The 25,125-nt window shown below is 66.1% G+C and carries 19 protein-coding genes; 12 read left to right on the top strand and 7 right to left on the bottom strand.

Annotated elements, in window-relative coordinates:
* Positions 1–54: 54 nt before the first annotated feature.
* From XI04_RS02430 to garD, 7 genes are all read left to right on the top strand, one after another.
* The gene (locus XI04_RS02430) at positions 55–2,007 is read left to right on the top strand and encodes a hypothetical protein (RefSeq protein ID WP_271608763.1); all 1,953 of its coding nucleotides are present in this window, start codon (positions 55–57) and stop codon (positions 2,005–2,007) included.
* Between the two features lie 344 nt (positions 2,008–2,351).
* Positions 2,352–3,704, top strand: a complete 1,353-nt coding sequence (locus tag XI04_RS02425) for an MFS transporter (protein ID WP_271608764.1) — start codon at positions 2,352–2,354, stop codon at positions 3,702–3,704.
* Between the two features lie 123 nt (positions 3,705–3,827).
* Entirely contained in the window at positions 3,828–4,733 is a 906-nt protein-coding gene (locus XI04_RS02420; RefSeq protein ID WP_018317334.1) for a LysR substrate-binding domain-containing protein, read from the top strand.
* Positions 4,734–4,862: 129 nt separating this feature from the next.
* On the top strand, positions 4,863–5,807 hold the full coding sequence (kdgD, locus tag XI04_RS02415; RefSeq protein ID WP_271608765.1) for a 5-dehydro-4-deoxyglucarate dehydratase: 945 nt from the start codon (positions 4,863–4,865) through the stop codon (positions 5,805–5,807).
* Positions 5,808–5,831: 24 nt separating this feature from the next.
* Complete coding sequence (gudD, locus tag XI04_RS02410) at positions 5,832–7,175, top strand: glucarate dehydratase (RefSeq protein WP_271595624.1); 1,344 nt, start codon at positions 5,832–5,834, stop codon at positions 7,173–7,175.
* 83 nt (positions 7,176–7,258) lie between these two features.
* Complete coding sequence (locus XI04_RS02405) at positions 7,259–8,707, top strand: aldehyde dehydrogenase family protein (RefSeq protein ID WP_038971696.1); 1,449 nt, start codon at positions 7,259–7,261, stop codon at positions 8,705–8,707.
* Positions 8,708–8,831: 124 nt separating this feature from the next.
* Positions 8,832–10,373, top strand: coding sequence for a galactarate dehydratase (garD, locus tag XI04_RS02400; protein WP_038971697.1), 1,542 nt, complete (start codon positions 8,832–8,834; stop codon positions 10,371–10,373).
* 15 nt (positions 10,374–10,388) lie between these two features.
* On the opposite strand, the gene XI04_RS02395 is transcribed toward garD, so the two are convergent.
* A complete protein-coding gene (locus tag XI04_RS02395) occupies positions 10,389–11,129 on the bottom strand; it encodes a hypothetical protein (RefSeq protein ID WP_271608766.1) in 741 nt (246 codons plus the stop codon).
* Between the two features lie 6 nt (positions 11,130–11,135).
* The gene (locus XI04_RS02390) at positions 11,136–12,023 is read right to left on the bottom strand and encodes a MipA/OmpV family protein (protein ID WP_271608767.1); all 888 of its coding nucleotides are present in this window, start codon (positions 12,021–12,023) and stop codon (positions 11,136–11,138) included.
* Between the two features lie 350 nt (positions 12,024–12,373).
* Between XI04_RS02390 and XI04_RS02385 the strand changes: the two genes are divergently transcribed.
* The 3 genes from XI04_RS02385 (at position 12,374) to XI04_RS02375 (ending at position 14,880) form a co-directional block, all read left to right on the top strand.
* Positions 12,374–13,054, top strand: a complete 681-nt coding sequence (locus XI04_RS02385) for a response regulator transcription factor (protein ID WP_028143283.1) — start codon at positions 12,374–12,376, stop codon at positions 13,052–13,054.
* Positions 13,051–14,415 (top strand): sensor histidine kinase, encoded by a 1,365-nt coding sequence (locus XI04_RS02380; protein ID WP_028143284.1) that lies wholly within the window; start codon positions 13,051–13,053, stop codon positions 14,413–14,415. The genes XI04_RS02385 and XI04_RS02380 overlap by 4 nt, the downstream gene beginning before the upstream one ends.
* A 195-nt stretch (positions 14,416–14,610) precedes the next feature.
* Positions 14,611–14,880, top strand: coding sequence for a hypothetical protein (locus tag XI04_RS02375; protein ID WP_028143285.1), 270 nt, complete (start codon positions 14,611–14,613; stop codon positions 14,878–14,880).
* 52 nt (positions 14,881–14,932) lie between these two features.
* Here the strand turns inward: XI04_RS02375 and XI04_RS02370 are convergent, their stop codons facing one another.
* From XI04_RS02370 to XI04_RS02360, 3 genes are all read right to left on the bottom strand, one after another.
* Positions 14,933–15,319: a hypothetical protein gene (locus XI04_RS02370; RefSeq protein ID WP_081494309.1), complete on the bottom strand. Its 387-nt coding sequence runs from the start codon at positions 15,317–15,319 to the stop codon at positions 14,933–14,935.
* 294 nt (positions 15,320–15,613) lie between these two features.
* Positions 15,614–16,207, bottom strand: a complete 594-nt coding sequence (locus tag XI04_RS02365) for a DUF2147 domain-containing protein (protein WP_095425596.1) — start codon at positions 16,205–16,207, stop codon at positions 15,614–15,616.
* Between the two features lie 106 nt (positions 16,208–16,313).
* Positions 16,314–17,342, bottom strand: a complete 1,029-nt coding sequence (locus tag XI04_RS02360; RefSeq protein ID WP_038949076.1) for an NAD(P)/FAD-dependent oxidoreductase — start codon at positions 17,340–17,342, stop codon at positions 16,314–16,316.
* A 182-nt stretch (positions 17,343–17,524) separates the two neighbouring features.
* Between XI04_RS02360 and XI04_RS02355 the strand changes: the two genes are divergently transcribed.
* A complete protein-coding gene (locus tag XI04_RS02355) occupies positions 17,525–17,995 on the top strand; it encodes an acyl-CoA thioesterase (protein ID WP_095425598.1) in 471 nt (156 codons plus the stop codon).
* Positions 17,996–18,022: 27 nt separating this feature from the next.
* Here XI04_RS02355 and XI04_RS02350 read toward each other — a convergent pair whose 3' ends face one another.
* Together XI04_RS02350 and XI04_RS02345 are read right to left on the bottom strand one after the other, a co-directional pair.
* Entirely contained in the window at positions 18,023–18,343 is a 321-nt protein-coding gene (locus XI04_RS02350) for a 2Fe-2S iron-sulfur cluster-binding protein (protein WP_018317347.1), read from the bottom strand.
* Positions 18,344–18,507: 164 nt separating this feature from the next.
* Positions 18,508–18,882, bottom strand: a complete 375-nt coding sequence (locus XI04_RS02345) for an Hpt domain-containing protein (protein ID WP_271594866.1) — start codon at positions 18,880–18,882, stop codon at positions 18,508–18,510.
* Positions 18,883–19,279: 397 nt separating this feature from the next.
* Here XI04_RS02345 and XI04_RS02340 point away from each other — a divergent pair, with 397 nt between their 5' ends.
* The gene (locus tag XI04_RS02340) at positions 19,280–25,120 is read left to right on the top strand and encodes a negative regulator of septation ring formation (RefSeq protein WP_271608768.1); all 5,841 of its coding nucleotides are present in this window, start codon (positions 19,280–19,282) and stop codon (positions 25,118–25,120) included.
* The last annotated feature ends 5 nt before the right edge of the window (positions 25,121–25,125 follow it).

Genomic DNA, 25,125 nt, shown 5'->3' with positions numbered 1-25,125 from the left:
GCGGAGCAATGCTCTCTTATTTCCGCCTCAACTTTGCCGTTGAAGACGCGGGCCATGATCCCTGTATTCCTTCGTACCCTCTCCGCAGGCGCCCTGTTGCTTGCCGGGATTCTGACGGCCATGCCGCCCGAGCGCGCGAGCGCTCAGGACGCCGGCGCCCTGCAGATCAATTGGGAGGTGCGTAACCGCTTCCGGCTGTTCCGCGAGGAGCGCGACTTCCTGCTCCATGTCGAGAACGCGCGCAACCGCAGCATCCTGGCGGCCGAGCAATCGCTGGAGCTCCAGAGCGAAGGCCGCGGGTGGGCCCGCAACATGGTCAATCGGCTCTGCATCGACCTCCAGGGCCGGGTCAACCAGCCCTGCACCCGCGACAACACCAAGGAAAACTACCTCACCCCGATCGATCACCCCGTCACCGTCCGTCTCGTTGGCGCGGTGCCGGTCGGCGCCACCTGCGCCTGGTCGTTCGACGACGGCGACGGGCCGCAGCAATCGACCTTCGACTGCGCCGAGCCGATCAATTTGCGCGTCCGCTACGGCAAGCAGACGGTCGCGACCGTCGACGTCTCCTCCGGCTCCGATCCGACCCAGCGCGTCCAGACCGAGATCCAGGTGCGTGACATCTTCGTCGCCGGCCTCGGGGACAGCATCGCGTCCGGCGAAGGCAATCCGGACCGGCCACTGGCGCTGTCGGACGAAGGATTTTGCTTCCGCTCCTATCTGGGCACCGCCGGTGCGCAGTACTACCGGCCGAGCCGCCACGGCTTCAAAGGCGGCCGCGCCTGCGAGGCGCCGGACACGCTCGCCAACTGGCAGCGCTACAGCGCGCTCTGGTTCAACTCGCCCTGCCACCGCTCGCTCTACAGCTACCAGACGCGCACCGCCCTCGCACTCGCGGTGCGCTACACCCACATCGCAGTGACCTACCTGCCGCTCGCCTGCACCGGCGCCAGCATCGGTGACGGCCTGCTCGGCTCGCAGCGCGCCCGCGAATGCCCACCCGGCAAGACCGGTGTCTGCAACACCAGCGTGAACGCACAGGTCGCCGAGTTGCGCGAGGCGCTCACCGCGGCGAAGAAGCGCCAGCCCGATCGCACGCTCGACCTCGTGCTGCTCTCGGTCGGCGCCAACGACGTCTATTTCTCCGGCCTCGTCGCCGACGTGATCGTCGAGACCGCGACCGAGCGCGCGCTGTTCCGCCGCTCCGGCGTGATGGCGAGCGTCGACGATTCCCGCGATGCGCTGGCGCGCGAACTGCCGCAGAATTTCGTCAAGCTGCGCGAGGCGCTCAAGCCGCTGGTCGGCGGCGACCTTTCGCATGTCGTCTATGTCTCCTACGCCAACCCCGCGCTCGCCGACGGCGGCGTACCCTGCCGCGGCGGCCGGGCCGGCTTCGACATACATCCGGCCTTCAACGCCGATCCGCAGCGCCTTGCCCGCGTCTCGACCTTCGTCGATACCGAGTTCTTGCCGCAGCTGAAGGGGCTTGCCACCTGCAGCCGCGGCGCGCTGTGCCGCGATCCCGAAGCCGACCGCATGACCTTCGTCGATGCGCATCAGGCGGCGTTCGCCGATCACGGCTTCTGCGCCCATTCGGGCAACGACCCCGAATTCGACCGCAGCTGCTTTGCGGAGAACGGCCAGAGCTTCAATCCTGATATCGTGAGCGCGGCGAGCCAGCCGATGCTGTGCGGCCGCGGCGCCTCGGAATACCGCGCCTATCTGCCCCGCGCGCGCTGGATCCGTGACGCCAATGACAGCTATTTTGCCGCGATGACCTATCCGCAGGGATTGCCGGCGGCGAGCCAGCCGACCGACATTCACGACGCGACCTGGGGCGTGCTCTCCGCCGTCTATGGCGGCGCGGTGCATCCGAGCGCGGAAGGGCATGCGGCGATGGCGGATGCGGCGCTGCCGGCCGCGAGCGCGGTGCTCGGGCTCGATGCCGTGCCGCCGGGCGTCACGCGCGGATTTCTGCCGCAGCTGTTGCCGAGCGCAAAGCAGTAGAAGCGCGATCCAGTACGCCGTGACGGCAGTGATTGAATCGAGACGCCTCGGCGTACTGGATTCCCCGCCTGCCGCCTACGCTAAAGCTTCGGCGCCCCACGACCTCAACCACGGCGAAGCCTTGGCGTAGCCGGGTCGCGGAGAATGACGGCGGAGTGCGTGGTGTAGCGCGCTGCCACAAACTGCACTCGCGCAATCTCACTCCCTTACCATCGTTCCCCGCTACCTGCCGTTTCATCAATCCAAAAACGGTATCGATCGATACCCCCTTGAACTTGGACACTTTGCCGCGCGCGCCTCTAGGAGTCGGATCGAGGAAACATTTCGACTTGAGGAGGCGCCTGATGAGCGCAGTGGTGTCCGCAGCGGACGTGAGGAGGTCTCGCGTCAGGCTGTTCATCGTGACCATGTTGTTCCTGGTCACCACCGTCAATTATGCCGACCGCGCCACGCTGTCGATCGCAGGCCCCGCGCTGTCCAAGGAGCTGCATCTCGATCCCGTCGCCATGGGCTGGATCTTCTCGGCGTTCGGCTGGTCCTATGTCGCGGCGCAGGTACCGGGCGGCTGGCTGCTCGACCGTTATGGCTCGCGTCTCGTCTATGCCTTCAGCATCATCATCTGGTCGCTATTCACGCTGATGCAGGGCTGGGTCGGCTTCCTCAGCGCCGGCACGGCTGTTGTCGTGCTGTTCGCGCTCCGCCTCCTGGTCGGCGTCGCGGAAGCGCCCTCCTTCCCCGCCAACGCCCGCATCGTCGCGGCGTGGTTTCCGGGCAACGAGCGCGGCACCGCGTCGGCCTTCTTCAACTCGGGACAGTATTTCGCAACCGTGATCTTTGCGCCGCTGATGGGCTGGATCGCGCACGCCTATGGCTGGCGCTTCGTGTTCTTCGTGATGGGCGCGCTCGGCATCGTCATGGGCTTGGTCTGGCTCAAGACCATCTACGGCCCGGAGGAGCATCCTTCGATCAACGATGCCGAGTTCGACTACATCAAGGAAGGCGGCGCGCTGGTCGATCTCGACGCGCCCAAGGATGATCTGCCGCGCGCGCGTGCGCCCGAGGCCGGCTCCGGCTGGGACCACATCCGCCAGCTGCTCTCCAACCGCATGATGCTCGGCGTCTATCTCGGCCAGTATTGCATCAACACGCTGACCTATTTCTTCCTGACCTGGTTCCCGGTCTACCTCGTCAAGGAGCGCGGCCTGTCGATCCTGCAGGCCGGCTTCGTCGCGACGCTGCCGGCGCTGTGCGGCTTCATCGGCGGCGTGCTCGGCGGCATCATCTCCGATGCGATCCTGCGCCGGACCGGCTCGCTGACCATGGCGCGCAAGATTCCGATCGTCGGCGGCATGCTGCTGTCGATGTCGATCATCGCCTGCAACTATGTCGATGGACAGGCGCTGGTGGTCGGCTTCATGGCGCTCGCCTTCTTCGGCAAGGGCATCGGTGCGCTCGGCTGGGCGGTCGTCTCCGACACCTCGCCAAAGGAAGCCGGCGGCGTCTCCGGCGGCCTGTTCAACACCTTCGGCAATCTCTCCTCGATCACCACGCCGATCGTGATCGGCTACATCCTGGCCGCGACCGGCTCGTTCAACGGCGCGCTGGTGTTCGTGGGCCTCAACGCGCTGGTGGCGGCGTTCGCCTATCTCGTCATCGTCGGCAAGATCGAGCGGGTGACGCTCAAACGTTCCTCCTGAGGGCTCCCGATGGGAGCTTGACCAGGCAACTCAACGGCGGCCCAAAAGCCGCCGTCTTTGTTTTGGGGATGATCGATGCTAGAAGTACCGGGGAAACGCCTTATCCATCTAAGGCATGTATCGATGTTCGACCTCAACCAGCTCCGCTGTTTCGTCACGGTGGCGGAGGAACTGCATTTCGGCCGCGCCGCGACGCGGCTGAACATGACCCAGCCGCCGCTGTCCCGGCAGATCCAGGTGCTCGAGCACATCATCGATGCGCCGCTGCTGGAGCGCACCAGCCGCTCGGTGCGCCTCACCCCGGCGGGGCGCAGCTTTCTGCCGGAGGCGCGGCGCATCCTCAAGCTTGCCGAAAGCGCCTCGCAGGTCGCCCGCCGCATCGCGCTCGGCAAGACCGGCTCGCTGAAGATCGGCTTCACCGCGGCCGCGGCCTATGGCTTCCTGCCGGAACTGGTCGCGGCCTGCCGCGCAAAACTGCCCGAGGTCGACTTCTCGCTGAAGGAGATGGTGTCAGGCGACCAGTTCGAGGCGCTGACCTCGGGCCAGATCGACGCCGGCCTGCTCAGGCCGCCGATCGCGCGCCCCGAGCTCACCAGCCGCCGCGTCGTCGCCGAACCCCTGCTCGCCGCGATCCCGAAGAAGCATCCGCTCGCCAATGCCGACAGCATCACCATCAAGGATTTCGACGACCAGCCCTTCGTGATGTATTCGCCCTATGAGAGCCGCTACTTCCACGATCTCCTGGTGGCGCTGTTCACCCGTGCCGACGTGCTGCCGCGCTACGTCCAGCATCTGAGCCAGATCCACTCGATCCTCGCCATGGTGCGCGCCGGCCTCGGCCTTGCGATCGTGCCGGCGGCGGCTGCGAGCCTGAAGATTTCCGACGTGCGCCTGCGCCCGCTGAAGCTGCGCACGCGCGTCCCCGTCGAGTTGTTCATGGTCTGGCGCCGCGACGACGAGAATCCGCTGCTGTCGGCGCTCGTCAAAATCGCCGGCGAACTGGCCTCTGCGGAGCCCGCGGAAGATTGATGCTGATTTCGCATCGGTCGATATAGGCTTTGGCTTGGACCCGCATCGAACGGTCTCCTAAACCACGGCGCATGGACGCGCAGCCTTCTGCTTGCGTCCTCCACAACACGCAATGAGGGAGCCGCGCCCATGAGCAAGATGACCCCGCAGGAAATGGCCCAGAAGATCGGATCTGGCCTCCTGTCTTTCCCCGTCACGCCCTTCAAGGCTGACTACTCCTTCGACGAGGTGACCTATCGCGCCAACATGGACTGGCTGTGCGGCTATGATGTCGCAGGCCTGTTCGCCGCCGGCGGCACCGGCGAATTCTTCTCGCTGACGCCGACCGAGGTCCCTCAAGTCGTCAAGGTCGCCGTCGACGAGACCAAGGGCCGCGTGCCCGTGCTCGCCGGCACCGGCTATGGCACCGCGATCGCCCGCGAGATCGCAATCGGCGCGGAGAAGGCCGGCGCGGACGGCCTGCTGCTGCTGCCGCCCTACCTCACCCACTCCGAGCAGGAGGGCCTTGCCGCCCATGTCGAGGCGGTCTGCGCCGCCGTGAAAATCGGCGTCATCGTCTACAACCGCGACAACGCGATCCTGCAGCCCGACACGCTCGCGCGGCTTGCCGAGCGCTGCCCGAACCTCGTCGGTTACAAGGACGGCATCGGCGACATCGAGCTGATGACCCGCGTCTACACCAAGCTCGGCGATCGTCTCACCTATGTCGGCGGCCTGCCGACCGCCGAGACTTTCGCGCTGCCCTATCTCGACATGGGCGTGACGACCTATTCCTCGGCCGTGTTCAATTTCGTGCCGGAATTCGCCACCAACTTCTACGCCGCGGTGCGCAAGCGCGACCATGCCACGATCCAGGCCGGGCTGAAGGACTTCATCCTGCCGCTGATCGCGATCCGCAACCGCAAGAAGGGCTATGCCGTCTCGATCATCAAGGCCGGCATGAAGGTGATCGGCCGCGACTCCGGCCCGGTCCGCCCGCCGCTCACCGACCTCACCGAGCAGGAGATCGCCGAAGTGACCGCGCTGGTGAAGAACCTGCCCGCCATCCGATCGACACAACAGGCGGCAGAATAGGGCGACAACAGCGAGGAGCGAGCGATGGCCGTGACCGATATCTCTGGCGCCCCTGTCGTCACGGCGATGCAGGTGATTCCGGTCGCGGGCCGCGACAGCATGCTCCTCAATCTGAGCGGCGCGCATGCGCCATTCTTCACCCGCAACATCGTCATCCTCACCGACAATGCCGGCCACACCGGCGTCGGCGAGGTGCCGGGCGGGCAGAAGATCTGGCAGACGCTGCAGGACGCGCGCGATCTCGTGATCGGCAAGACCGTCGGCGCGCTCAACAACATCCTCGCCGACGTCCGCACCGCCTTCGCCGACCGCGACGCCGGCGGCCGCGGCAAGCAGACTTTCGATCTTCGCGTCATGATCCACGCGGTCACCGCGATCGAATCCGCACTGCTTGATCTGCTTGGCCAGCATCTCAACCTGCCCGTCGCCGCGCTGCTCGGCGAAGGCCAGCAACGCAACAGCGTCGAGACGCTCGGCTATCTCTTCTTCGTCGGCGACCGGCGCAAGTCGAAGCTGAACTACGTCCAGGGCGAGACCGGCAAGGCGGAATGGTTCAATCTCCGCCATCAGGAGGCGATGACCCCGGAGACCGTGGTGCGGCTCGCGGAAGCCACCCACGACCATTACGGCTTCGCCGACTTCAAGCTGAAAGGCGGCGTGCTGCGCGGCGAGCAGGAGATCGAGGCCGTCACCGCGATCGCAAAGCGCTTCCCGAACGCGCGCGTGACGCTCGATCCCAATGGCGCCTGGTCGCTCGACGAGGCAATCCGCCTCTGCAAGGACATGCACGGCATCCTCGCCTATGCCGAGGACCCCTGCGGCGCCGAGGCCGGCTTTTCCGGCCGCGAGATCATGGCCGAGTTCCGCCGCGCCACCGGCCTGCCGACCGCGACCAACATGATCGCCACCGACTGGCGGCAGCTCTCCCATGCGCTGCGTCTCGGCGCGGTGGACATTCCGCTCGCCGATCCCCATTTCTGGACCATGCAGGGCTCGGTGCGGGTGGCGCAGACCTGCCGTGACAACGGCCTGACCTGGGGCTCGCACTCCAACAACCATTTCGACATTTCGCTGGCCATGTTCACCCATGTCGGCGCCGCCGCCCCCGGCAAGGTCACTGCGATCGACACCCATTGGATCTGGCAGGACGGCCAGGCGCTCACCAAAGAGCCGCTCCAGATCAAGGGCGGCAAGATTGCCGTCCCTGATAGCCCGGGCCTGGGCATCGAAATCGACAGGGCCGCCATCGACGCGGCGCATGACCTCTACAAGCAGCATGGACTCGGTGCCCGCGATGACGCTATTGCCATGCAGGACCTGATCCCCGGCTGGACCTTTGACGACAAGCGTCCGTGCCTCGTGCGTTAGACAAACTTCAGGCATGATCCCGGAAATGTGGGCACCGGGTTTCCGATAGGGATCATGCCCCTTAAACGACTTGGAGGAATGAGATGACTGCGATCCTGAAGAACTTCATCGGCGGCGAATGGGTCGACGGCTCCGGCGTCACCAGGAACATCAACCCCTCCAACACCAACGACGTCGTCGGCGAATACGCCAAGGCCGACAAGGCGCAGACCGAGAAGGCCATTGCAGCCGCCAAGGCCGCCTTCCCCGCCTGGGCGCAGTCGACGCCGCAGGTTCGCTATGACGCATTGAACAAGATTTCCCTCGAGATCCTCGCCCGCAAGGAAGAGCTCGGCCGCCTGCTCGCCCGCGAGGAAGGCAAGACGCTCCCCGAGGGCGTCGGCGAGGTCGCGCGTGCCGGCCAGATCTTTGCGTTCTTCGCCGGCGAGGCGTTGCGCCTGATCGGCGAGAAGGGCGCCTCCGTGCGTCCCGGCCTCGACGTCGAGCTCACCCGTGAGCCGGTCGGCGTCGTCGGCATGATCACGCCCTGGAATTTCCCGATCGCGATCCCGGCCTGGAAGATCGCGCCCGCGCTGTGCTACGGCAACACCGTGGTATTCAAGCCGGCTGAGCTGGTGCCGGGCTCGGGTCACGCGCTGGCCGAAATCATCACCCGCTCCGGCATTCCCGCCGGCGTGTTCAACCTCGTGGTCGGCTCCGGCTCGGTGGTCGGCCAGACCCTGCTCGACCACCCCGACGTCGCGGCGATCTCCTTCACGGGCTCGGTGCAGACCGGACGCAAGATCGCGCAGGCCTGCGTGCTCTCGAACCCGATGAAGAAGTTCCAGCTGGAGATGGGCGGCAAGAATCCGCTGGTCGTGCTCGACGACGCCGACCTCAAGACCGCCGTCGAGGTCGCCGTCAACGGTGCCTATTTCTCCACCGGCCAGCGCTGCACCGCCTCCTCCCGCCTGATCGTCACCGAAGGCATTCACGACCGCTTCGTCGCGGCGGTGGCCGAGCGCCTGAACGGCCTGTCGGTCGACGACGCGCTCAAGGCCGGCGTGCATATCGGCCCCGTCGTGGACCAGAGCCAGCTCGACCAGGACCTGCGCTACATCAAGATCGGCCAGGACGAGGGTGCGAAGCTGTCGTTCGGCGGCGAGTTGCTCAAGCGCGAGAACCCCGGCCACTACCTGCAGCCGGCGCTGTTCACCGAAGCCAACAACAACATGCGCATCGCGCGTGAGGAGATCTTTGGCCCGGTCGCCGCCGTCATCCGCGCCAAGAACTACGAAGAGGCGCTGGCGATCTCCAACGACACCGAGTTCGGCCTCGCCTCCGGCATCTGCACCACCAGCCTGAAATACGCCTCGCACTACAAGCGCAACAGCGAGTCCGGCATGGTGATGGTCAACCTGCCGACCGCCGGCGTCGACTATCACGTGCCGTTCGGCGGCCGGAAGGGCTCGAGCTACGGCGCCCGCGAGCAGGGCTCCTACGCGCGCGAGTTCTACACGACGGTGAAGACGGCTTATACGTTCCCGGGCTGACCACCGGGAAGATATCGTAGGGTGGGCAAAGCGAAGCGTGCCCACCGCTTACGTTCGGTATGAAGCATGGTGGGCACGGCGCGTTGCGCCATTGCCCACCCTACGGCTTCGGAGGCAAGCGTAGATGGACCAGGACGTCGCAGCGAAAGAGCAGCCCCGCTACATCAAGCTCAACGAGCGCGACAACGTCGCGATCGTGGTCAATGATTTTGGGCTTCCCGCCGGCTCCCGCTTTGCCAGCGGCCTGACACTGCGCGCCTTCGTGCCGCAGGGGCACAAGACGGCGCTGGTCGACATCGCGCAAGATCAGCCGATCGTCCGCTACGGCGAGATCATCGGCTACGCGCTGTCGCCGATCCTGGCCGGCGAATGGGTCGACGAGGCACGCATTCGCATGCCGGATGCCCCCGACCTCGACAAGCTCGAAATCTCGACCGCCGTCCCCGCGCCGCTGCCGCCGCTCGAAGGGTTCACCTTCGAAGGCTATCGCAATCCGGACGGCTCGGTCGGCACCAAGAACATCCTCGGCATCTCCTCTTCCGTGCAATGCGTCAAGGGCACGATGGAATATGCGGTCAAGCGAATCCGCGCCGAGCTGCTGCCGAAATACCCCAACGTCGACGACGTCGTGCCGCTGACCCATGCCTATGGCTGCGGCGTCGCCATCACCGCGCCAGACGCAGTGATTCCGATCCGCACGCTGCAGAACATCGCGCTCAACCCGAATTTCGGCGGCGAGATCCTCGTCGTCGGCCTCGGCTGCGAGAAGCTCGCACCGGAGCGGCTGGTGCCGGAAGGCGTCAGCGATGCCATCGTGCGCATGCAGGACGAAGCCTTCGACGGCTTCGGCGCCATCGTCGATGCGATCATGACGCAGGCGGAGGCGCGGCTGAAAATTCTCAACAAGCGCACCCGAGAGACCTGCCCGGCCTCCGATCTCGTCATCGGCCTGCAATGCGGCGGCAGCGACGCCTTCTCCGGCGTCACCGCCAATCCCGCCGTCGGCTTCGCCGCCGACCTCCTGGTGCGTGCCGGCGCCACCGTGATGTTCTCGGAAGTGACCGAGGTGCGCGATGCCATCCAGCTGCTCACGCGACGCGCCATCAACGAGGACGTCGGCCGCGCGCTGGTGCGCGAGATGGCCTGGTACGATTCCTATCTTGCCCGCGGCGGCGCCGATCGCAGCGCCAACACCACGCCCGGCAACAAGAAAGGCGGCCTCGCCAACATCGTCGAGAAGTCACTGGGCTCGATCGTCAAGTCCGGCTCGAGCGCAATCACCGGCGTGCTCTCGCCCGGCGAGAAGGCGACGCAGAAGGGCATGCTGTTCGCGGCAACCCCCGCCTCCGACTTCATCTGCGGCACGCTTCAGCTCGCCTCCGGCATGACGTTGCAGGTGTTCACCACCGGCCGCGGCACGCCCTACGGCCTTGCGGCCGCGCCTGTCATCAAGGTCGCGACCCGCAGCGAGCTGGCGCGGCGCTGGAAAGACCTGATCGACTTCGACGCAGGCCGCATCGCCACCGGCGAGAAGACCATCGAGGAGACGGGTTGGGACCTGTTCCGCCTGATCCTCGATGTCGCCTCCGGCCGCACCAAGCCATGGTCGGACCGCTGGGGCATCCACAACGATCTGACGCTGTTCAATCCCGCGCCGGTGACCTGAGGCCGCCAGCCGGCTTCACTGACCACCGATCAGATGCATGTCGTCCAGCGTGACGGGCAGGCTGCGCGTGATGAGATCCGCAATCGCCGCGCGCAGCCGTTCGCTCGAAGCCGGACCGTCAAACGTCCCGTCCACCGGCCCGCTCGGGCCGGCGATCCCTATGGTCCCGGTGTTGTCGAGCGGCGCGGCCGCCCTCTTCTCGATCACGTCGAACGTCTTGCCGTCGATGACGCGGACCTCGTACAGCGCGTGGATCAGGCCGTAGTCCGCAAGCAGCGTCCGGTATTCGGCGATCCCGACCCCCTCGACGTTACGACCGTTTCCGAGTTTCGATTTCGCGCGGGTAATGACGATGTACGCATCCAGTCCCTGGGGCGTGACGTCGGTGCGAACCAGCTCCTTGAACGGATCGCTCCGCAGCAGATTGACGGGCGTGACCGCCGAATCTCTGACAGCAGCGAAGGCGGCGCGGGTGTAGTTGACGGCCTGAACGCGATAGCGTCCGCCTAGCAGCCGGGTGACCTGCTGGACGATCAGCTCATCCAGCCCCCATGCACTGATCGAGGCGCCTTGCCCGGTGGAGCCGAGCTTGGTAAGGCCTGCCTGTGAAAGGCTCATCTCTTCGCCGATGGCGGAGACGATGCCCACCGTCTTGATCGCCTGGAGCCGGCTCGCCCGCGTCTCGAACGCCGCCGCGGCGCCGAGGGCGACGCAAGCGGCTGCGAGGCCAATCCATAGAAAAGCAGTGCGACGCATGGTGACCTATCGGATCCTGAAATCGAACGAATACGACGCGCCGAGACCGACGGTGGTCTGGTTCGACGATCCCCGCAGCTTCACCAGCGGACTGTCCGCGGCATCGCCCAGCAGCTTCTCGTACTCGACATAGGCATGGACCTCCCACTGCGGATTGATGCGATAGGAGACCTGGCTGCCGAAGCCGACCGAGTGCGCGCCGCCCCTGGCGTTGTATGACGGCAATCCCGACGCCAGCGCCTGCGGGGCGTCGACGCCGAAATAGGGAGCGGTCGCCTTGGTGCTTTTCCAGGTGAAGCGCGGGCCGGCCGAGATCGTCAACCTCTGAATCAGCGGCACGATGACGTCGGCAGAGATGTCGGCGACGGTGCCGGTATGGCCGCCCACGCCCTGGCGCAGTTCGCTGCGCAGGCGGAGCCAGTCGACCGGATAATATTCGACGAAGCCGCCAAGCTCGTAGGCGGCCTTGACGTCGCCAAGGCCGGTCAGCTCGGCATATTTGTCGGCCTTGCGCGAGGCGACGTATTTGAACGCAGGCCCTGCGCGAAAATTGCCGACGTCGAGCAGCGCGATGCTGGCGCTGTCGCGCGGCCCGCGAAACTGGTCGATCGATCCGGCGCGGCGAATGGAGAAGATCGGGATCGGCATGAACCTGCCGTTCTTCGATCCGACGAAGTCAGGCATGTACTCGCCGCCGATGCCGACCATGACCGTCCAGTTGCCGGAAGGCGAAGGCAGCATCGGCAGCTCGAAGGGCGGCGCCGGCAGCGTGAACGCGGTCTGCGCCGATGCGGATTGAGGGATCGCCATGATCGCGCCGAGTGCGGTGAGCAAGGTGGTCGTGAGCCGCACATTCACCGTGAGGCGAAGAGCGGCGTCGTCAAAATGCTTCATTACAGGGCCCCGGACCGGCCTTCCTGGCCTGGTCGACTCGTGTGGTTGGAGCTCCAGTATGTGGTCCGGCAAAATTGCCCCAAGATTGCAAGCCGAAAACCGCCGCCCCACCATGCTCCCGGCGCGCACCTGGCGACGGCCGCCGAACCAACATTGCCCGAACATTGCCGCGCGGCGCTCACGCCGCCAAACTTTGACCGCCGGTGCCGGCCAGCGCCGTCACCGCTGCCTTTTATTCGCCAAGCTCGCTGCCTTTATGGGAACCCTGCGCAGGAGCCGAAACGCCAGACTTCGGCCAGGGAGCGTCACGCTCGGGGTTTTGTTGCCCAGCAGAGTCAAGGACGACCCGCGTGCGTTCCCTCGTAATCGAAGACGAACCGCAGATCGGCGCCTATGTCAGCCGCCTGCTCGGGCAATTGCACGGGATCGTCGATCTCGTCGGCTCGATTGCCGATGCCCGCCAGGCGCTGGACAATTTCAAATATGATCTCGCGATCGTCGACCGCATGCTGCCCGACGGCGATGCGCTCCAGGTGGTCACGGCGCTGAGCCGATCGCCGGAACGCCCCGCCATCATCATGTTGACCTCCAAGGACGCCAAGGAGGATGTCGTCGACGGCCTCAACAGCGGCGCCGACGATTATCTCGGCAAGCCGTTCGAGCCGCAGGAGCTGATCGCGCGGGTGCGCGCGGTGCTGCGGCGACCCCGGCTGCTCGCCCCTTCGGTGCTGTCGCTCGGCAATGTGGAGCTGCATCTCGGCAGCAACGAGGCGGTGGTTGCCGACACCAAGATCCTACTGCGGCGGCGCGAGGCGCTGATCCTCGGAGCTCTCCTGATGCGGCGCGACCGCGTCATCACCCGCGCCGCCCTGATCGAGGAGATCTATGGCTTCGACGACGAGATCGAATCCAACACGCTGGAAGCTCAGGTCTCGCGGCTAAGGAAGAAATTGCTCGAACTCGGCGGCGATGTCGAGATCCGCAGCATGCGAGGCATCGGCTACATCCTGCGGCTGGCGCCGCCGCGATGACGTCGATCGCCCGAACGTTTGCGCTGTCGCTCGGCATCGCCGCGACAATGATCTTCCTGATCATGGTCGCGATCTTCGTCTCGAGGTACCCGCTGGAGGAACGCGAGTTCAGGGCCTGCCGGGTCGTCGCCGCTGTTCTCGATCGCGCTACCGAGATCGATGGACGAAACCTGACGATACGCCCGACTTCCGCACTCGCGGAGTTGAAGGCCGACAGCCCGAACCTCTGGTACGTCGTGTCCGCAGGCGACATGGTCAGCGAGTACGGCAGCGAACGCCGGCCGGCCCTCCCCTTCGCCTTTCCCTATCACGGGCCTGTCGGCTCATCGGTCTTCAACACACTCGACCAGAAGAGCACCTTCTGCCTCGCCGTCGCGCAAAGGGGCTCATTGCAGCTCGCGATGATGGTCGGCGAGCCTCAGGTCCGCTTCGGACGAATGGCCGGGAACTTCCTCGTCAACAGGATTTTTTCGATCATCCTAGTAGCGCTGGCCTTTGCGGCGACCGTCGCCATCGGCTCGGCGCTTGCTGCACGTTTCGTCTCGCGTGGGATCGAACGGGTGGCGCTTCGCGCGCTCGCGATCGACCCGTCGGCACCGCAAGGTCTGATCTCCCTGTCCGAGGTCCCTCGCGAATTGAAGCCGTTGGTCGAGGCGCTGAACCGCGCCTTCGGCGAGATCGACGCCTATATCAGGATGCAGCGCCGCTTCCTCGGCAACGCCGCCCATCAGCTGCGCACACCGCTGACGCTGCTGCGCGCGAAGGTCGAGGACGTGTCCGAGCCGGCCCTGAAGGTCGAGCTGGTGCGCGACATCAGGCGCCTGACGTCGCTGGTCTCCGCCATGCTGGACCTGGCGCGGCTGCAAAATCATGCGATCGAAAAACGGCCGATCGATCTCGCCCAGATCACGCTGGACGTGCTGGCCGATTTCGGCCCCTCGGCACTGGACGCCGGCATCGAGCTCGCGCTGGAACAGGCCGAGAAAGGTCCGCTCCTGGTGCAGGGCGTGGATGCCGCGGTTCGCAGCGCGCTTGCCAATCTCGTCGGAAACGCGCTCATCCACGCCCATGGCGCGCGACGCATCGTCGCCACGCTCCGCCGCGACGGCGTCTCGATCGACGACGACGGCGCGGGCCTGCCCGATGGCGCGGAACACAAACTGCTCGAGCCGTTTCAGACCGGCAACACCGCCGGCGACGGCGCGGGCCTCGGCTTGTCGATCGTCCGCGAGATCATGGCGGCCCACGGCGGCGAGCTGATCACCTCCTCCACGCCTGGCCGCGGCACGAGCATGAGCCTGCGCTTTCCCGTCGCCGCCGCGCCGACCATATCTGCGCAGCTGGAGTTGCAGACAAGCTAGCTGCGAGCTGCTTCGATCGATGCGGCGAAACCGTCCGGAAACATTGGCGCCAAAAACTTCTTCCTCGTTTCGTCGTTGCGCATCAAGCAATCAATATGTTCGTCGACGGCCACGGGAATGTTCTCTCACAAGCGAACCTGGCCCGGCATCGCCACGACCAAACCTCCGATTGACACCTTCAACGGAGATTTTCCAATGCGTGTTCTCACAATGATTGCCGTCGCCAGTGCCGCGATTGCGAGCTCGACCGGTGCTTTCGCCAGTGAGCTTCCCTCTTACGAACTGAAGTCGCTGCCGATCTCGGCGATGCAGGTGCAGGTGCTCGGCGGCGCCGGCGTCGAGGAGCAGTCGACCGCGCCGGCGATGACCGTCGCCGGCATGCCCGCCTCGCCCGCACAGGTCTCGGTGTTGTCGCCGCGCGTGAAGCAGCTTGCGAGCGCCGGCTCGGGAAGCGAAGCGCGCTAAGCCTCCCCTTCGCCTTCGGCGCCTGCATCTGATGCGGGCGCCGTCAGCGTTTTCAGGTCATGCTGCCCGGCATGAAACAGCGTACCCGCGGATGGCCGTCGATATAGTGCTTCCACACCATGGTGCGACCGATCTTGTTCGGCACGGTGATGACGGCACCGTCGGGCACCACGACCCACTCGTTGTCGATGCGGACGCGGAAGCGGCCGTGATCGGACTCCCAATCGACGTCGGCAATGACGTAGCCGTCCGCATCCGTGCAGCATTGCCCGTATTCGCTGTACAGGCTCTCGAACCAGGGCTTCAACGGCGAGTTGGCATAGCGTCCGTCATCGCGCGCCTGCGCCGATGTCGTCACGAGCGCGGCGAGGCCCAGCAAGGGCGCCGCATACAATCTTGCAGGTCGCAATCTTGCAAGTCGCAATCTTGGAGGTCGCATATCGTCTCCGCGGGTCGACGTGATCGCCGCATGGGACAACGCACGCCGCCCGCCTTCCGCAGCTTGCGCGAAAGGCGCGGAGGGCAGCGACTCATTCCCCCAGCAGCTCTGCGGATAGCTATGCAAATCCGGCGCCAGCATGCATTCCGGGCAACTACTGGAGCGGGCCCGCGGCCCGTTGGTCTTTCGGCGGATATGGCCGCCGCCGACTCTCCGTCGTCCCGCCTGCGCGAGGAATGACGACGATGTGCGGAGCTACTGCCGATCAGGCGGCCCAGCGCGCGACGGACACCCTTACTGCTTGGGCGCCGGCGCCATCATCGTGCCGCCACTCTTCTTCGTCGGCGCCGGCGGCTTGGTGGCCGCAGCCTGCGCGGGCAGATATTTTGCGACGATGGCGGGATCGACCTGGGCGATGTTGGTGTCAGGCAGGCGCGTCCAGGCCTCGTCCTTGCCGAGCAGCGCGATGCCGAGATAGCCGCGCAGGGTCAGGGTCTGGCCATCAGGACTGACCTTCATGTTGGCCTTCCAGATCTGGCCGTCGCGCGGATTGAGAACGTTGCCGCCTTCGTACTTCAATCCTTCGCGCTTCATGTTGCGGACGAAGGAGATGCCGAGCACCGGTGCGTTCTTGCGATCGTCGGTGCACTTGGCGCAGATCTCGTTCGGATCATCGCCGGGCCGCGGGAAGGTCTTTGCGATCACGCCTTCGAAGATGCCGTTATGGTCGATGAAGAGGAACCATCCGACCGTCTTGCCGTCCTCGACCTTCTGCCAGAGGCCCGCCGCCGTGGGCTCGGCGATTTGTGCCGCAGACGGCGTCACCGTCGCGAGCGACAATGCGAGCGCGAGGAAGGGGAGCAGCCGAGAGCTGGAAAAAATCCGCATTAGGTCACCTTGTAATTCCACGACCGGAATGGCCGCAGACTACGGCGATTTCGCGAACGGTTCCAGCGCCAGAAACATGGGGCATCCCCTCCCCACCCCGCCGCCGTCAGTTGACACCGAGCTTCTTTTGCAGGCTGGAGGACGAGGTCGTGTACTGGAACACGAGCCGCTTCTCCGGATAGACGTAGCGATGGGCTTTTTGCGACATCAGCGCGCCCTCGTGGAAGCCGCACAGGATCAGCTTGATCTTGCCGGGATAGGTGTTGATGTCGCCGATCGCGAAGATGCCGGGAACATTGGTCTCGAACGCGGACGTCTCGACCGGCACCAGATTGTTCTCCAGCGCGATGCCCCAGTTCGCGACAGGGCCGAGCTTCATGGTCAGCCCGAAGAACGGCAGCATGGTGTCGCAGGAAATCTCCGTGACGCTGTTGTCGTTGCCCTTGATGGTAGCGCCCGTGAGCTTGCCCTCGGTGCCTGAGAGAGCGGTGACCTGGCCGAGCCGGAGATCCATCTTGCCGCCGGCGACCAGCGCACGCATCTGCTCGACGCTGTGGGGCGCGGCGCGAAACTCGTCACGCCTGTGCAACAGCGTAATGCGCTTCGCAATCGGATGCAGATTGAGCGTCCAGTCGAGCGCGGAATCGCCGCCGCCGACGACCAGCACGTTCTTGTCGCGGAACGTCTCCATCTTGCGCACGGCGTAATGGACTGAAGTGCCTTCATAGGCCTCGATGCCCGGCACCGGCGGACGCTTGGGCTGGAACGAGCCGCCGCCGGCCGCGATCACCAGCACCTTGCATTCGAACACCTTGCCCGCGTCGGTGATGCAGCGAAAGGCGGGATCGCCGATCTTCTCCACGGTCTCGACCATCTCGCCGAGATGGAAGGTCGGATGGAACGGCTTGATCTGCTCCATCAACGCGTCGGTGAGGCCCTGCCCCGAAACCTGCGGAATGCCGGGAATGTCGTAGATCGGCTTTTCCGGATAGAGCTCGGCGCACTGGCCGCCGACCTTGTCGAGAATGTCGACGAAATGCGTCTTCATGTCGAGAAGGCCAAGCTCGAAGGCGGCGAACAGACCGCACGGGCCGGCGCCAATAATCAGCACATCGGTTTTGATCACGTCGCTCATGTCGTCTCTTTATCGGTCGTTATCGGTTGGACGGCGCCCGGCGGGCAGAGGTGACCCTGCCTGTCTAGCCAACGGGGATGGATCAGGGAAGGCATAAAAGCGGGAGCGCCCCGCAGCCGCGCCCACTTGCCGGGTCAGGATAACTGGGTTGTAACGAGGATGGATATGACGGAGATCAATCGGTGAACGCACCAAGCCGCCTCGACACGACGCCGCGTCTGGAGGACTTCCCCTTCCGCCTCAGCGACAATGTCCGCTTTGGCGATCTCGACCCCAACCAGCACGTCAACAACGCTGTCTACGCCACCTATTTCGAGACCGGCCGCGTCACGCTGATGAAGCTTCCCCAGTACGGTCTGACCCCGCCGGGCCTCGCCTGGATCATGGTGCGGCTCGACATGCATTTCCGCGCCGAACTGCACTGGCCAAACACGATCGAGCTCGGCCTCGGCGTAGTGAAGCTCGGACGGACGTCAGTGACCTTCGAGCAGGTCGTGTTCTCGGAGGGAAAATGCATCGCCTCGGCGATTTCGGTCGGCGTCTTGCTCGACGAGGCGACGCGCCGGCCGGCCCCGCTGACCGCGGAGGTGATCGAGAAATTCAGACCCTGGCACAAGCGCGGCATCGAAGTCGCGCCGCCGAGCGCTTCGTAAATCGCAAGAAGGAGCAGGCTTGAAAGATCAGGCCTGGCGTTCCGGTGTCGTCACGACGAGACCGTCGAGATCGTCGGAGACCTTGATCTGGCAGGACAGGCGCGAATTCGGGCGCACATCGAAGCCGAAATCGAGCATGTCCTCTTCCATCGGCGTCGGGCTGCCGACCTTCTCACGCCAGGCTTCGTCGACATAGACATGGCAGGTCGCGCAGGCGCAGGCGCCGCCGCATTCGGCCTCGACGCCGGGAATGCTGTTGCGGATCGCGGCTTCCATCACGGTTGCGCCGTTCTCGATTTCCACCGTGCGGGTTTCGCCCTTGTGGTCGACAAAGTGAATCTTGGCCATGTGTGCTCGTGCTGCCGCGGTGCTGGGAATGAAGGAGGGTCCGGGCTGTCCTATAACGGGTCGATCAGCCCGGCGCCATAGGGTTTTCAGCCGAAGTGAATCCCGCTTTGCGGGAAGAAAACGCGTCAAAACAAGAGACTAGAGTCCGGCTCGGCCGCGTGGCCTCAAGGCTTCAGCATCGCCTCGATGGCGGCACGGGCCTCGGTCACTGCCTCCTTCAGCGCGGCGAGGGCGTGGCGCTGGTCATGGCCGGTCTGGACCGCGATCTCCAGGCTTGCTGCGGCATCAGCCACCGCAAAGGCGCCGACCCCGCGGGCCGAGCCCTTGAGCTTGTGGGCCAATGCGCCGGCCTCGGCCGGCAGCGCCGCCATCGCCGCGATCAGGCGGACAGCCTGCTCGGCGAACATGGCGAGCACTTCCTGTTCCAGATCCGCATCGCCGAGCGTCATCCGGGAGAGATGGTCGAGGTCGAGCGGGCTGTCGATGGGTGCAAGCGGGGGCGAGGGCATCCAGTCCATCCGTTGCAGTTCAGGCGTCATGGCGCAGGCCCCGGCATCGCGCGACGGTTCCGCCGGTTCGGCGGTCAGTTCGCCTCACCCAAGCATGGAAATGGTTAACGAAATGTTGGAGGTCTTGAACGCAGTTCCGCCGGATTATTGACGAAAAGTTGCCGCAATCGGCCGAGTCCAGTGGAGAATTGCATTTACTGCTAAGGCGTTACGGCGCGATCCTGTTAACGATGATTAAGATTGTCTTAATCGCGGGCATTTCATTCGCGACGCTCTGCCAATAGGATGTTGCGGAAATTGGCGGACAAGCCGTCCGGGTGGGGACGGCTCGGAGATCCGCACAAGCGGCATGATCCGGTCTGTGGGCTTGCGTAGCGCGCAGGGCTCGCGGGGGGACGCGTACAAGTAACGAGGGCTCGGACTGAACATGGCGAACACTCCGAAAAAGGTCAAAGACCCCACAGAAGTTGCGCTTTCTGCGATCCAGGAAGCCCTGAACATCAGCGACACGGCTGCCGACACCAGCCGCAACGCCGCGATGCGCAACGAAACCGCGCCTTCGGTGGCGCCGCCGCCCCCGATCTTCGACGAACCGAGCTTCGAGCCGCGCCCTGCCGCCAACGAACGCTCGACCGTGTTCGACCCGGTCGAGGAGCCGCGCTCTTCGCGCCGCGCCGCCAATGACGACCGCGAGACCATCGGCCAGCTGCTCCAGGCGCTTCAGAAGGGCCGCCCTGCCCGCAGCGTCTACACCTTCGCCACCATCTTCGCCGGCGTCTGGCTCGCCGCCTGCGCCGCGCTGACGTTCGGCTTCCTGCCCTCGATCCAGGCCGCCATGGGCCAGAGCGGCGGCGTGCTCGTCATCGCCGGCCTGATCGCGATGTTCTTCGCGCCGATCATGCTGTTCTACTTCCTTGCGAGCCTCGTCTGGCGCGGCCAGGAAATGCGCATGATCGCGCAGGCGATGGCGCAGGTCGCGATCCGCTTCTCCGAGCCCGAGGGCTCGGCCTCCGATTCCATGGTCACCGTCGGCCAGGCCATCCGCCGCGAGGTCGCGGCGATGGGCGACGGCATCGAGCGCGCCATCGCGCGCGCCGGCGAGCTCGAGACGCTGGTCGCCAACGAGGTCGCCGCGCTCGAACGCGCCTATTCCGACAACGAAGTGCGCATCCGCGCCCTGCTCCAGGACATCGCCCATCAGCGCGACAATCTGGTCGGCCAGGCCGAGCAGGTCCGCAGCGCCATCTCCGGCGTGCAGATCGATTTGCGCCACGACATCGCGCTGATCTCTGATGCGATCGCCTCGCGTGTCGACGAGGTCGCCAAGTCCATCACCGGCGCGCTGGAAGAGCGCGGCGCCCACATCACCAGCGCGCTGAGCAATGCCGGCGACAACATGATCCTGGCGCTCGGCGAGCGCGGCGGCGACCTGCTCGACCGCCTCGAGGAAGCCAGCAACGAGACCACGCGCGCCGTGCTCGACGCCAGCGAGCGGCTGACCACCAGCCTCAACTTCAAGACCGGCCACGTCCACGACGAGTTCGTCGACCTCGCCGACCGCGTCCACGAGATGCTGAACGAGCGCATCGACCGCATCACCGGCGAGTTCGAGCAGCGCTCCGCCGCGATCGTCGACGGCATCTCCGAGCGCACCGAGCAGGTGCACGACAGCCTGAAGAATTCCTCGGACTCGCTGCTGCTCGAGCTCGAGCTGCGCTCCAACGACCTCTCCGCCAAGATCGACGACGCCGGCAACCGCCTTGCCGGCCAGATCCTGACGAGCGGCGACAAGGCGAGCGAGGCGCTCGACGCCACCGTCAACACCCTCGTCGCCAAGGTCGTCAGCCAGACCGAGACCGCGCACGATTCGCTGTCGCTGCAGATGAGCGCGTTCGACGAGCTGGTCAGGAACCAGGGCACCGAACTGGTCGAGAAGTTCGCCCGCGACTCCGGCACGCTGGGCGCGCTGATCACGCGCCACATCTCCGAGTTCGACCGCACCGTGAAGACCTTCGGCGGCGAGATCGTCGAGCGCATGGGCCAGCGCACGCAAGACATCCACGAGTCGCTGAAGACCTATGTCGAGAATTTCGACACCCGCTTCACCGCGAATGGCGGCGAGATCACGGCCTTGCTCGACCAGCGCCTGGTGCAGTTCGAGACCACGGTCGGCGAACGCGTCAACCACCTCGACGCCTCGCTGAACGGCAAGATCGCCAGCCTCGACGGCACGATCGATGGTCACATCAAGACCTTCGACGAGCAGCTCGTCGGCCGCGTCGCCGCGCTCGAACAGTCGTTCGACACCCGCGCGCAATCCATGACCGAGACCATCGACGGGCGCATCAACACGCTCGCGACCTCGCTGACGGATGGCGCCGCGCAGGCGATCCAGTCGATCGACTCCCGCCTCACCCACCTCACGACGTCGCTGACCGGCGGCGCTACGCATGCCATCGAAACCATCGATGCGCGCCTCAACCACCTCACGAGCTCGCTGACCGATGGCGCCTCGCAGACCATCCAGTCGATCGATACGCGGCTGACCCATCTCACCTCGACGCTCACCGGCGGCGCGACGCAGGCGCTCGAGTCCATCGACTCCCGCCTCACCTACCTGACCACCGCGGTCACGAACGGCGCCTCGCAGGCCGTGCAGTCGATCGACACGCGCCTGACCCTCCTGACCTCCACCCTCACGGACGGCACCGCGCAGGCGATCGAGGCGGTCGACCGTCGCATCACCGGAGTCACCGAGATCATCGACGGCCGCAGCACGCACCTGACCGACACGGTCACGGCGCGCTTCCAGGAGATCCATCAGGTCATCGAGACCCGGGTCGGTTCGGTCGCCAGCGACATCGACGTGCGCGTGGCGCAGTTCGAGGATCTGCTCGGCTCGCGCGTCGAGGCCGTCGCCGGCCGCATCGAAAGCAGCGGCCGCCAGGCCAGCGAGGACATGATGTCCCGCGCCGAGATGATCTCGACCGCGATCCGCTCGCATGTCGAGGACGCCGAGCGCTCGCTCACCAACCTCGTCGTCAACACCAGCGAGACGATCCAGACCGGTGCGCGCACCGCCCAGCAGTCGCTGATGACGGTCTCCTCCGACGTCAACGCCCAGCTCAAGATGACCTCTGCCGAGGTCGAGCGCGCGCTGACCGCGGTCGGCACCGGTTCGGCGAACTCGATCCTGAGCAGCGCCCGCGAGGCGCAGTCGACGCTGGTCGCAGCCTCGGGCGAGGCCTCCAACCAGATCAAGGGGCTTGCGGCCGACGTCGAGCGTACGCTGTCGGCGGCAGGTTCTGCCACCGCAGCCTCGATCCTGGCCGGCGCCCGCGAGGTGCAGACCACCCTCGTCACGGCGTCCTCGGACGCGGCCAACCACGTCAAGACGCTCACCGCCGACGTGCAGCGCTCGCTGTCGATGGCCGGCACCACCACGGCGGAATCGATCACCGCCGGCGCTCGCGATGCGCAGAGCGCGTTGATCGCGGCCTCGAGCGAGACCGCCAATCAGATCAAGGCGCTCTCCTCCGACGTGCAGCGTTCGCTCACGATGGCCGGCACCTCGACCGCCGAGATCCTCACCAGCGGCGCGCGCGAGGCGCAGAACACGCTGGTTGCCGGGTCCTCGGATGCGGCGGCCCAGGTCAAGTCGCTCACCGCCGATGTGCAACGCTCGCTCTCGATGGCCGGCACCTCGACCGCCGAGACCATCACCGCCGGCGCGCGAGAGGCGCAGAACATGCTGGTCACGGCGTCTTCCGAGGCGGCCAGCCAGGTCAAATCGCTCGCGGCCGAAGTGCATCGTTCGCTATCGCAGGTCGGCCAGTCCACCGCCGAGACGATCACCACCAGCGCCCGCGACGCTCAGACCACCCTGCTCTCCGTCTCGGCCGAGCAGACCAGCCAGGTCCGTTCGCTCGCGGCCGAGATGCAGCGCGCACTGGCAACCGCCGGCGGCGCCACCATCGAGGCGCTCACCAGCGGCGTGCGCGAGGCCCAGGGCTCGCTGATCTCCGCCTCGACCGATGCGGCCAGCCAGATCAAGTCGCTGACCACGGACATCGAGCGCACGCTGACCGCGGTCGGTGCCGACACCGCCTCAACCATCCTCAACAGCGCGCGTGAGGCCCAGACCTCGCTGACCTCGACCTCGGCAGACGCCGCGAGCCAGATCCGCACGATCTCGACCGAGATCGAACGGACGCTGAGCGCGGCCACCGCGAACGCGACCAACGACATCCAGACCAGCGCGCTCAACGCCCAGAACGCGCTGATCTCGGCCTCCAACGAGGCGAGCTCGCGGGTCAAGTCGAGCTCGTCCGACGTCGAGCGTTCGGTGCTCGCCGCCAGCTCCAGCTTCGGCCAGGCCATGACCGGCAAGACCGACGAGATCGTCACCTACGTGCAGCAGCAGGCCGACCGCCTGTCGAACATGATCGACGCCAAGCGCGGCGCCCTGGTCGACGCGATCGGCTCCAAGACCAGCCAGCTCACGCTCGACATCGACCGCGTCACCTCGGACGCGCTCAAGTCGATCGAGACGCGCGGCCAGGCCTTCTCGCAGACCATGATGGGCAACGGCTCGGAAGTCGCGCGCACCATCAACGCGGCGAGCGAGATCGCCACCGGCGCGGTCGGCAAGTCGCTCAAGGACCTCGAGCAGGCCTCGCGCGCGGCGATCGACCAGTCGCGCCAGGTCTCGATCGCGGCCGTCACCGAGATGCAGGAGACCAGCAAGATCCTGCGAACCGACACGGTGGCGCTGTTCGAGCGTCTGCGCGAAGGCAACATCCTGCTTCAGGAGGTGCTGACCGGTGCGCACGACAACCTCAACTCGCTCGAGCGGGCGCTGGTGACGCGCGTCGCCGACTTCGTCTCGGCGATGAACGACGTCACCTCGCGCAACGGCGCGGCGACGCAGAACCTGGAAGAGCAGCTCAACGTCTTCAACAGCAAGACCACGAAGGCGCTGCAGGATCTCGGCGAGCTGTCGACCCAGTTCGACGCGCACGGCAAGGCCCTGGTCGATGCCGCGCAGGTCGTCGAGCAGAGCAACAAGAACACCACCGCCTCGCTCGCCGAGCGCAAGCAGGCGCTGGAATCGCTCGTCACCACGATCGACCTGCGCACGGCCGATCTCGACCAGCGCCTGTCGCGCTTCACCGGCCTGCTCGATGAATCGCTGGCGGCCGCCGAAGAGCGCGCCCGCGACATCGCCCGCGTCGTCGCCGAGACCGCCGGCGCAGGCTCCGCGGCGATCACCCGCCAGTTCGAGGCGGTGCGCGTCGCATCCGAGGAAGAGCACCGGCAGACCATCGAGGCCATGCACGACATCTACCGCCAGACCACGGATGAGGCGGACACGATGTTCAAGCAGTCGACCGAGAAGTTCACCAACCTCGTCTCCAGCATGAAGCAGATGGCCTTCGAGATGCACAACGAGCTCGAAGCCACCCGCAACGAGCTGCGCCGCGGCGTGCTCGAGATGCCGCAGGAGGCCGCCGAGAGCACTGCGCAGATGCGCAAGGTGATCGTCGACCAGATCGAGGCCCTCGCCGAGCTCAACCGCATCGTGGCCCAGCACGGCCGTGGCCTCGACGTCACCACGACGGGCCGCGCGTCCGTCGCCGTCCAGCGCCAGGAGGAGCCGATCATGGCAGCTGCGGGCGGACGTAGCGCCGAGACCCGCATGCGCGACACCGGCAGCGCTTCCACGCTGCCGCCGCCGGACCTCGGCATGCCGGCCGCGCGCCGCACCGACGCACCGCCGGTCGCGCCCGCCGGTAACGACCAGGGCCGTGACGGCTGGCTGTCGGACCTCCTCAACCGCACGGACGCCAATCAGGGCGCCCCGACCGGCCGTGAGGCTCCGCGTGGCCGCGCCGCACCCGCGCCGCAGCCGCAGGCGCCGCAGGCAAGCGGCAATCCGCTGGAATCGCTGTCGCTCGACATCGGCCGGCTGATGGACCGCAACCTCGCCGCCGAAATGTGGGACCGCTACCAGCGCGGCGAGAACAAGGCCTTCACCAAACGCCTCTACACGCCCGCCGGCCAGAAGGCCTTCGACGAGGTCGCCCGCAAGTACCGCGCCGACCGCAACTTCAAGGGCACCGTTGACCGCTACGTCGCCGAGTTCGAGCGCCTGCTCGACGAAGTCGCCCGCGACGGCCGCGGCCCGCAGGAACTGCGCAGCCACCTGACCTCGGAGACGGGACTGGTCTACACGCTGCTGGCGCATGCGGCGGGACGGCTGGGGTAAGCGAC

This window comes from Bradyrhizobium sp. CCBAU 11430, from assembly GCF_028128855.1.
Taxonomy (GTDB): domain Bacteria; phylum Pseudomonadota; class Alphaproteobacteria; order Rhizobiales; family Xanthobacteraceae; genus Bradyrhizobium; species Bradyrhizobium ottawaense.
This window is presented reverse-complemented; position numbering and strand designations above follow the sequence as displayed.

What these genes read in the sequence shown, in the direction of transcription:
- XI04_RS02430 (WP_271608763.1), top strand. Translation starts at nt 55, where the DNA reads ATGATCCCTGTATTCCTTCGTACCCTCTCCGCAGGCGCCCTGTTGCTT.
- XI04_RS02425 (WP_271608764.1), top strand. Translation starts at nt 2,352, where the DNA reads ATGAGCGCAGTGGTGTCCGCAGCGGACGTGAGGAGGTCTCGCGTCAGG.
- XI04_RS02420 (WP_018317334.1), top strand. Translation starts at nt 3,828, where the DNA reads ATGTTCGACCTCAACCAGCTCCGCTGTTTCGTCACGGTGGCGGAGGAA.
- kdgD (WP_271608765.1), top strand. Translation starts at nt 4,863, where the DNA reads ATGAGCAAGATGACCCCGCAGGAAATGGCCCAGAAGATCGGATCTGGC.
- gudD (WP_271595624.1), top strand. Translation starts at nt 5,832, where the DNA reads ATGGCCGTGACCGATATCTCTGGCGCCCCTGTCGTCACGGCGATGCAG.
- XI04_RS02405 (WP_038971696.1), top strand. Translation starts at nt 7,259, where the DNA reads ATGACTGCGATCCTGAAGAACTTCATCGGCGGCGAATGGGTCGACGGC.
- garD (WP_038971697.1), top strand. Translation starts at nt 8,832, where the DNA reads ATGGACCAGGACGTCGCAGCGAAAGAGCAGCCCCGCTACATCAAGCTC.
- XI04_RS02395 (WP_271608766.1), bottom strand. Translation starts at nt 11,129, where the DNA reads ATGCGTCGCACTGCTTTTCTATGGATTGGCCTCGCAGCCGCTTGCGTC.
- XI04_RS02390 (WP_271608767.1), bottom strand. Translation starts at nt 12,023, where the DNA reads ATGAAGCATTTTGACGACGCCGCTCTTCGCCTCACGGTGAATGTGCGG.
- XI04_RS02380 (WP_028143284.1), top strand. Translation starts at nt 13,051, where the DNA reads ATGACGTCGATCGCCCGAACGTTTGCGCTGTCGCTCGGCATCGCCGCG.
- XI04_RS02375 (WP_028143285.1), top strand. Translation starts at nt 14,611, where the DNA reads ATGCGTGTTCTCACAATGATTGCCGTCGCCAGTGCCGCGATTGCGAGC.
- XI04_RS02370 (WP_081494309.1), bottom strand. Translation starts at nt 15,319, where the DNA reads ATGCGACCTCCAAGATTGCGACTTGCAAGATTGCGACCTGCAAGATTG.
- XI04_RS02365 (WP_095425596.1), bottom strand. Translation starts at nt 16,207, where the DNA reads ATGCGGATTTTTTCCAGCTCTCGGCTGCTCCCCTTCCTCGCGCTCGCA.
- XI04_RS02360 (WP_038949076.1), bottom strand. Translation starts at nt 17,342, where the DNA reads ATGAGCGACGTGATCAAAACCGATGTGCTGATTATTGGCGCCGGCCCG.
- XI04_RS02350 (WP_018317347.1), bottom strand. Translation starts at nt 18,343, where the DNA reads ATGGCCAAGATTCACTTTGTCGACCACAAGGGCGAAACCCGCACGGTG.
- XI04_RS02345 (WP_271594866.1), bottom strand. Translation starts at nt 18,882, where the DNA reads ATGACGCCTGAACTGCAACGGATGGACTGGATGCCCTCGCCCCCGCTT.
- XI04_RS02340 (WP_271608768.1), top strand. Translation starts at nt 19,280, where the DNA reads ATGGCGAACACTCCGAAAAAGGTCAAAGACCCCACAGAAGTTGCGCTT.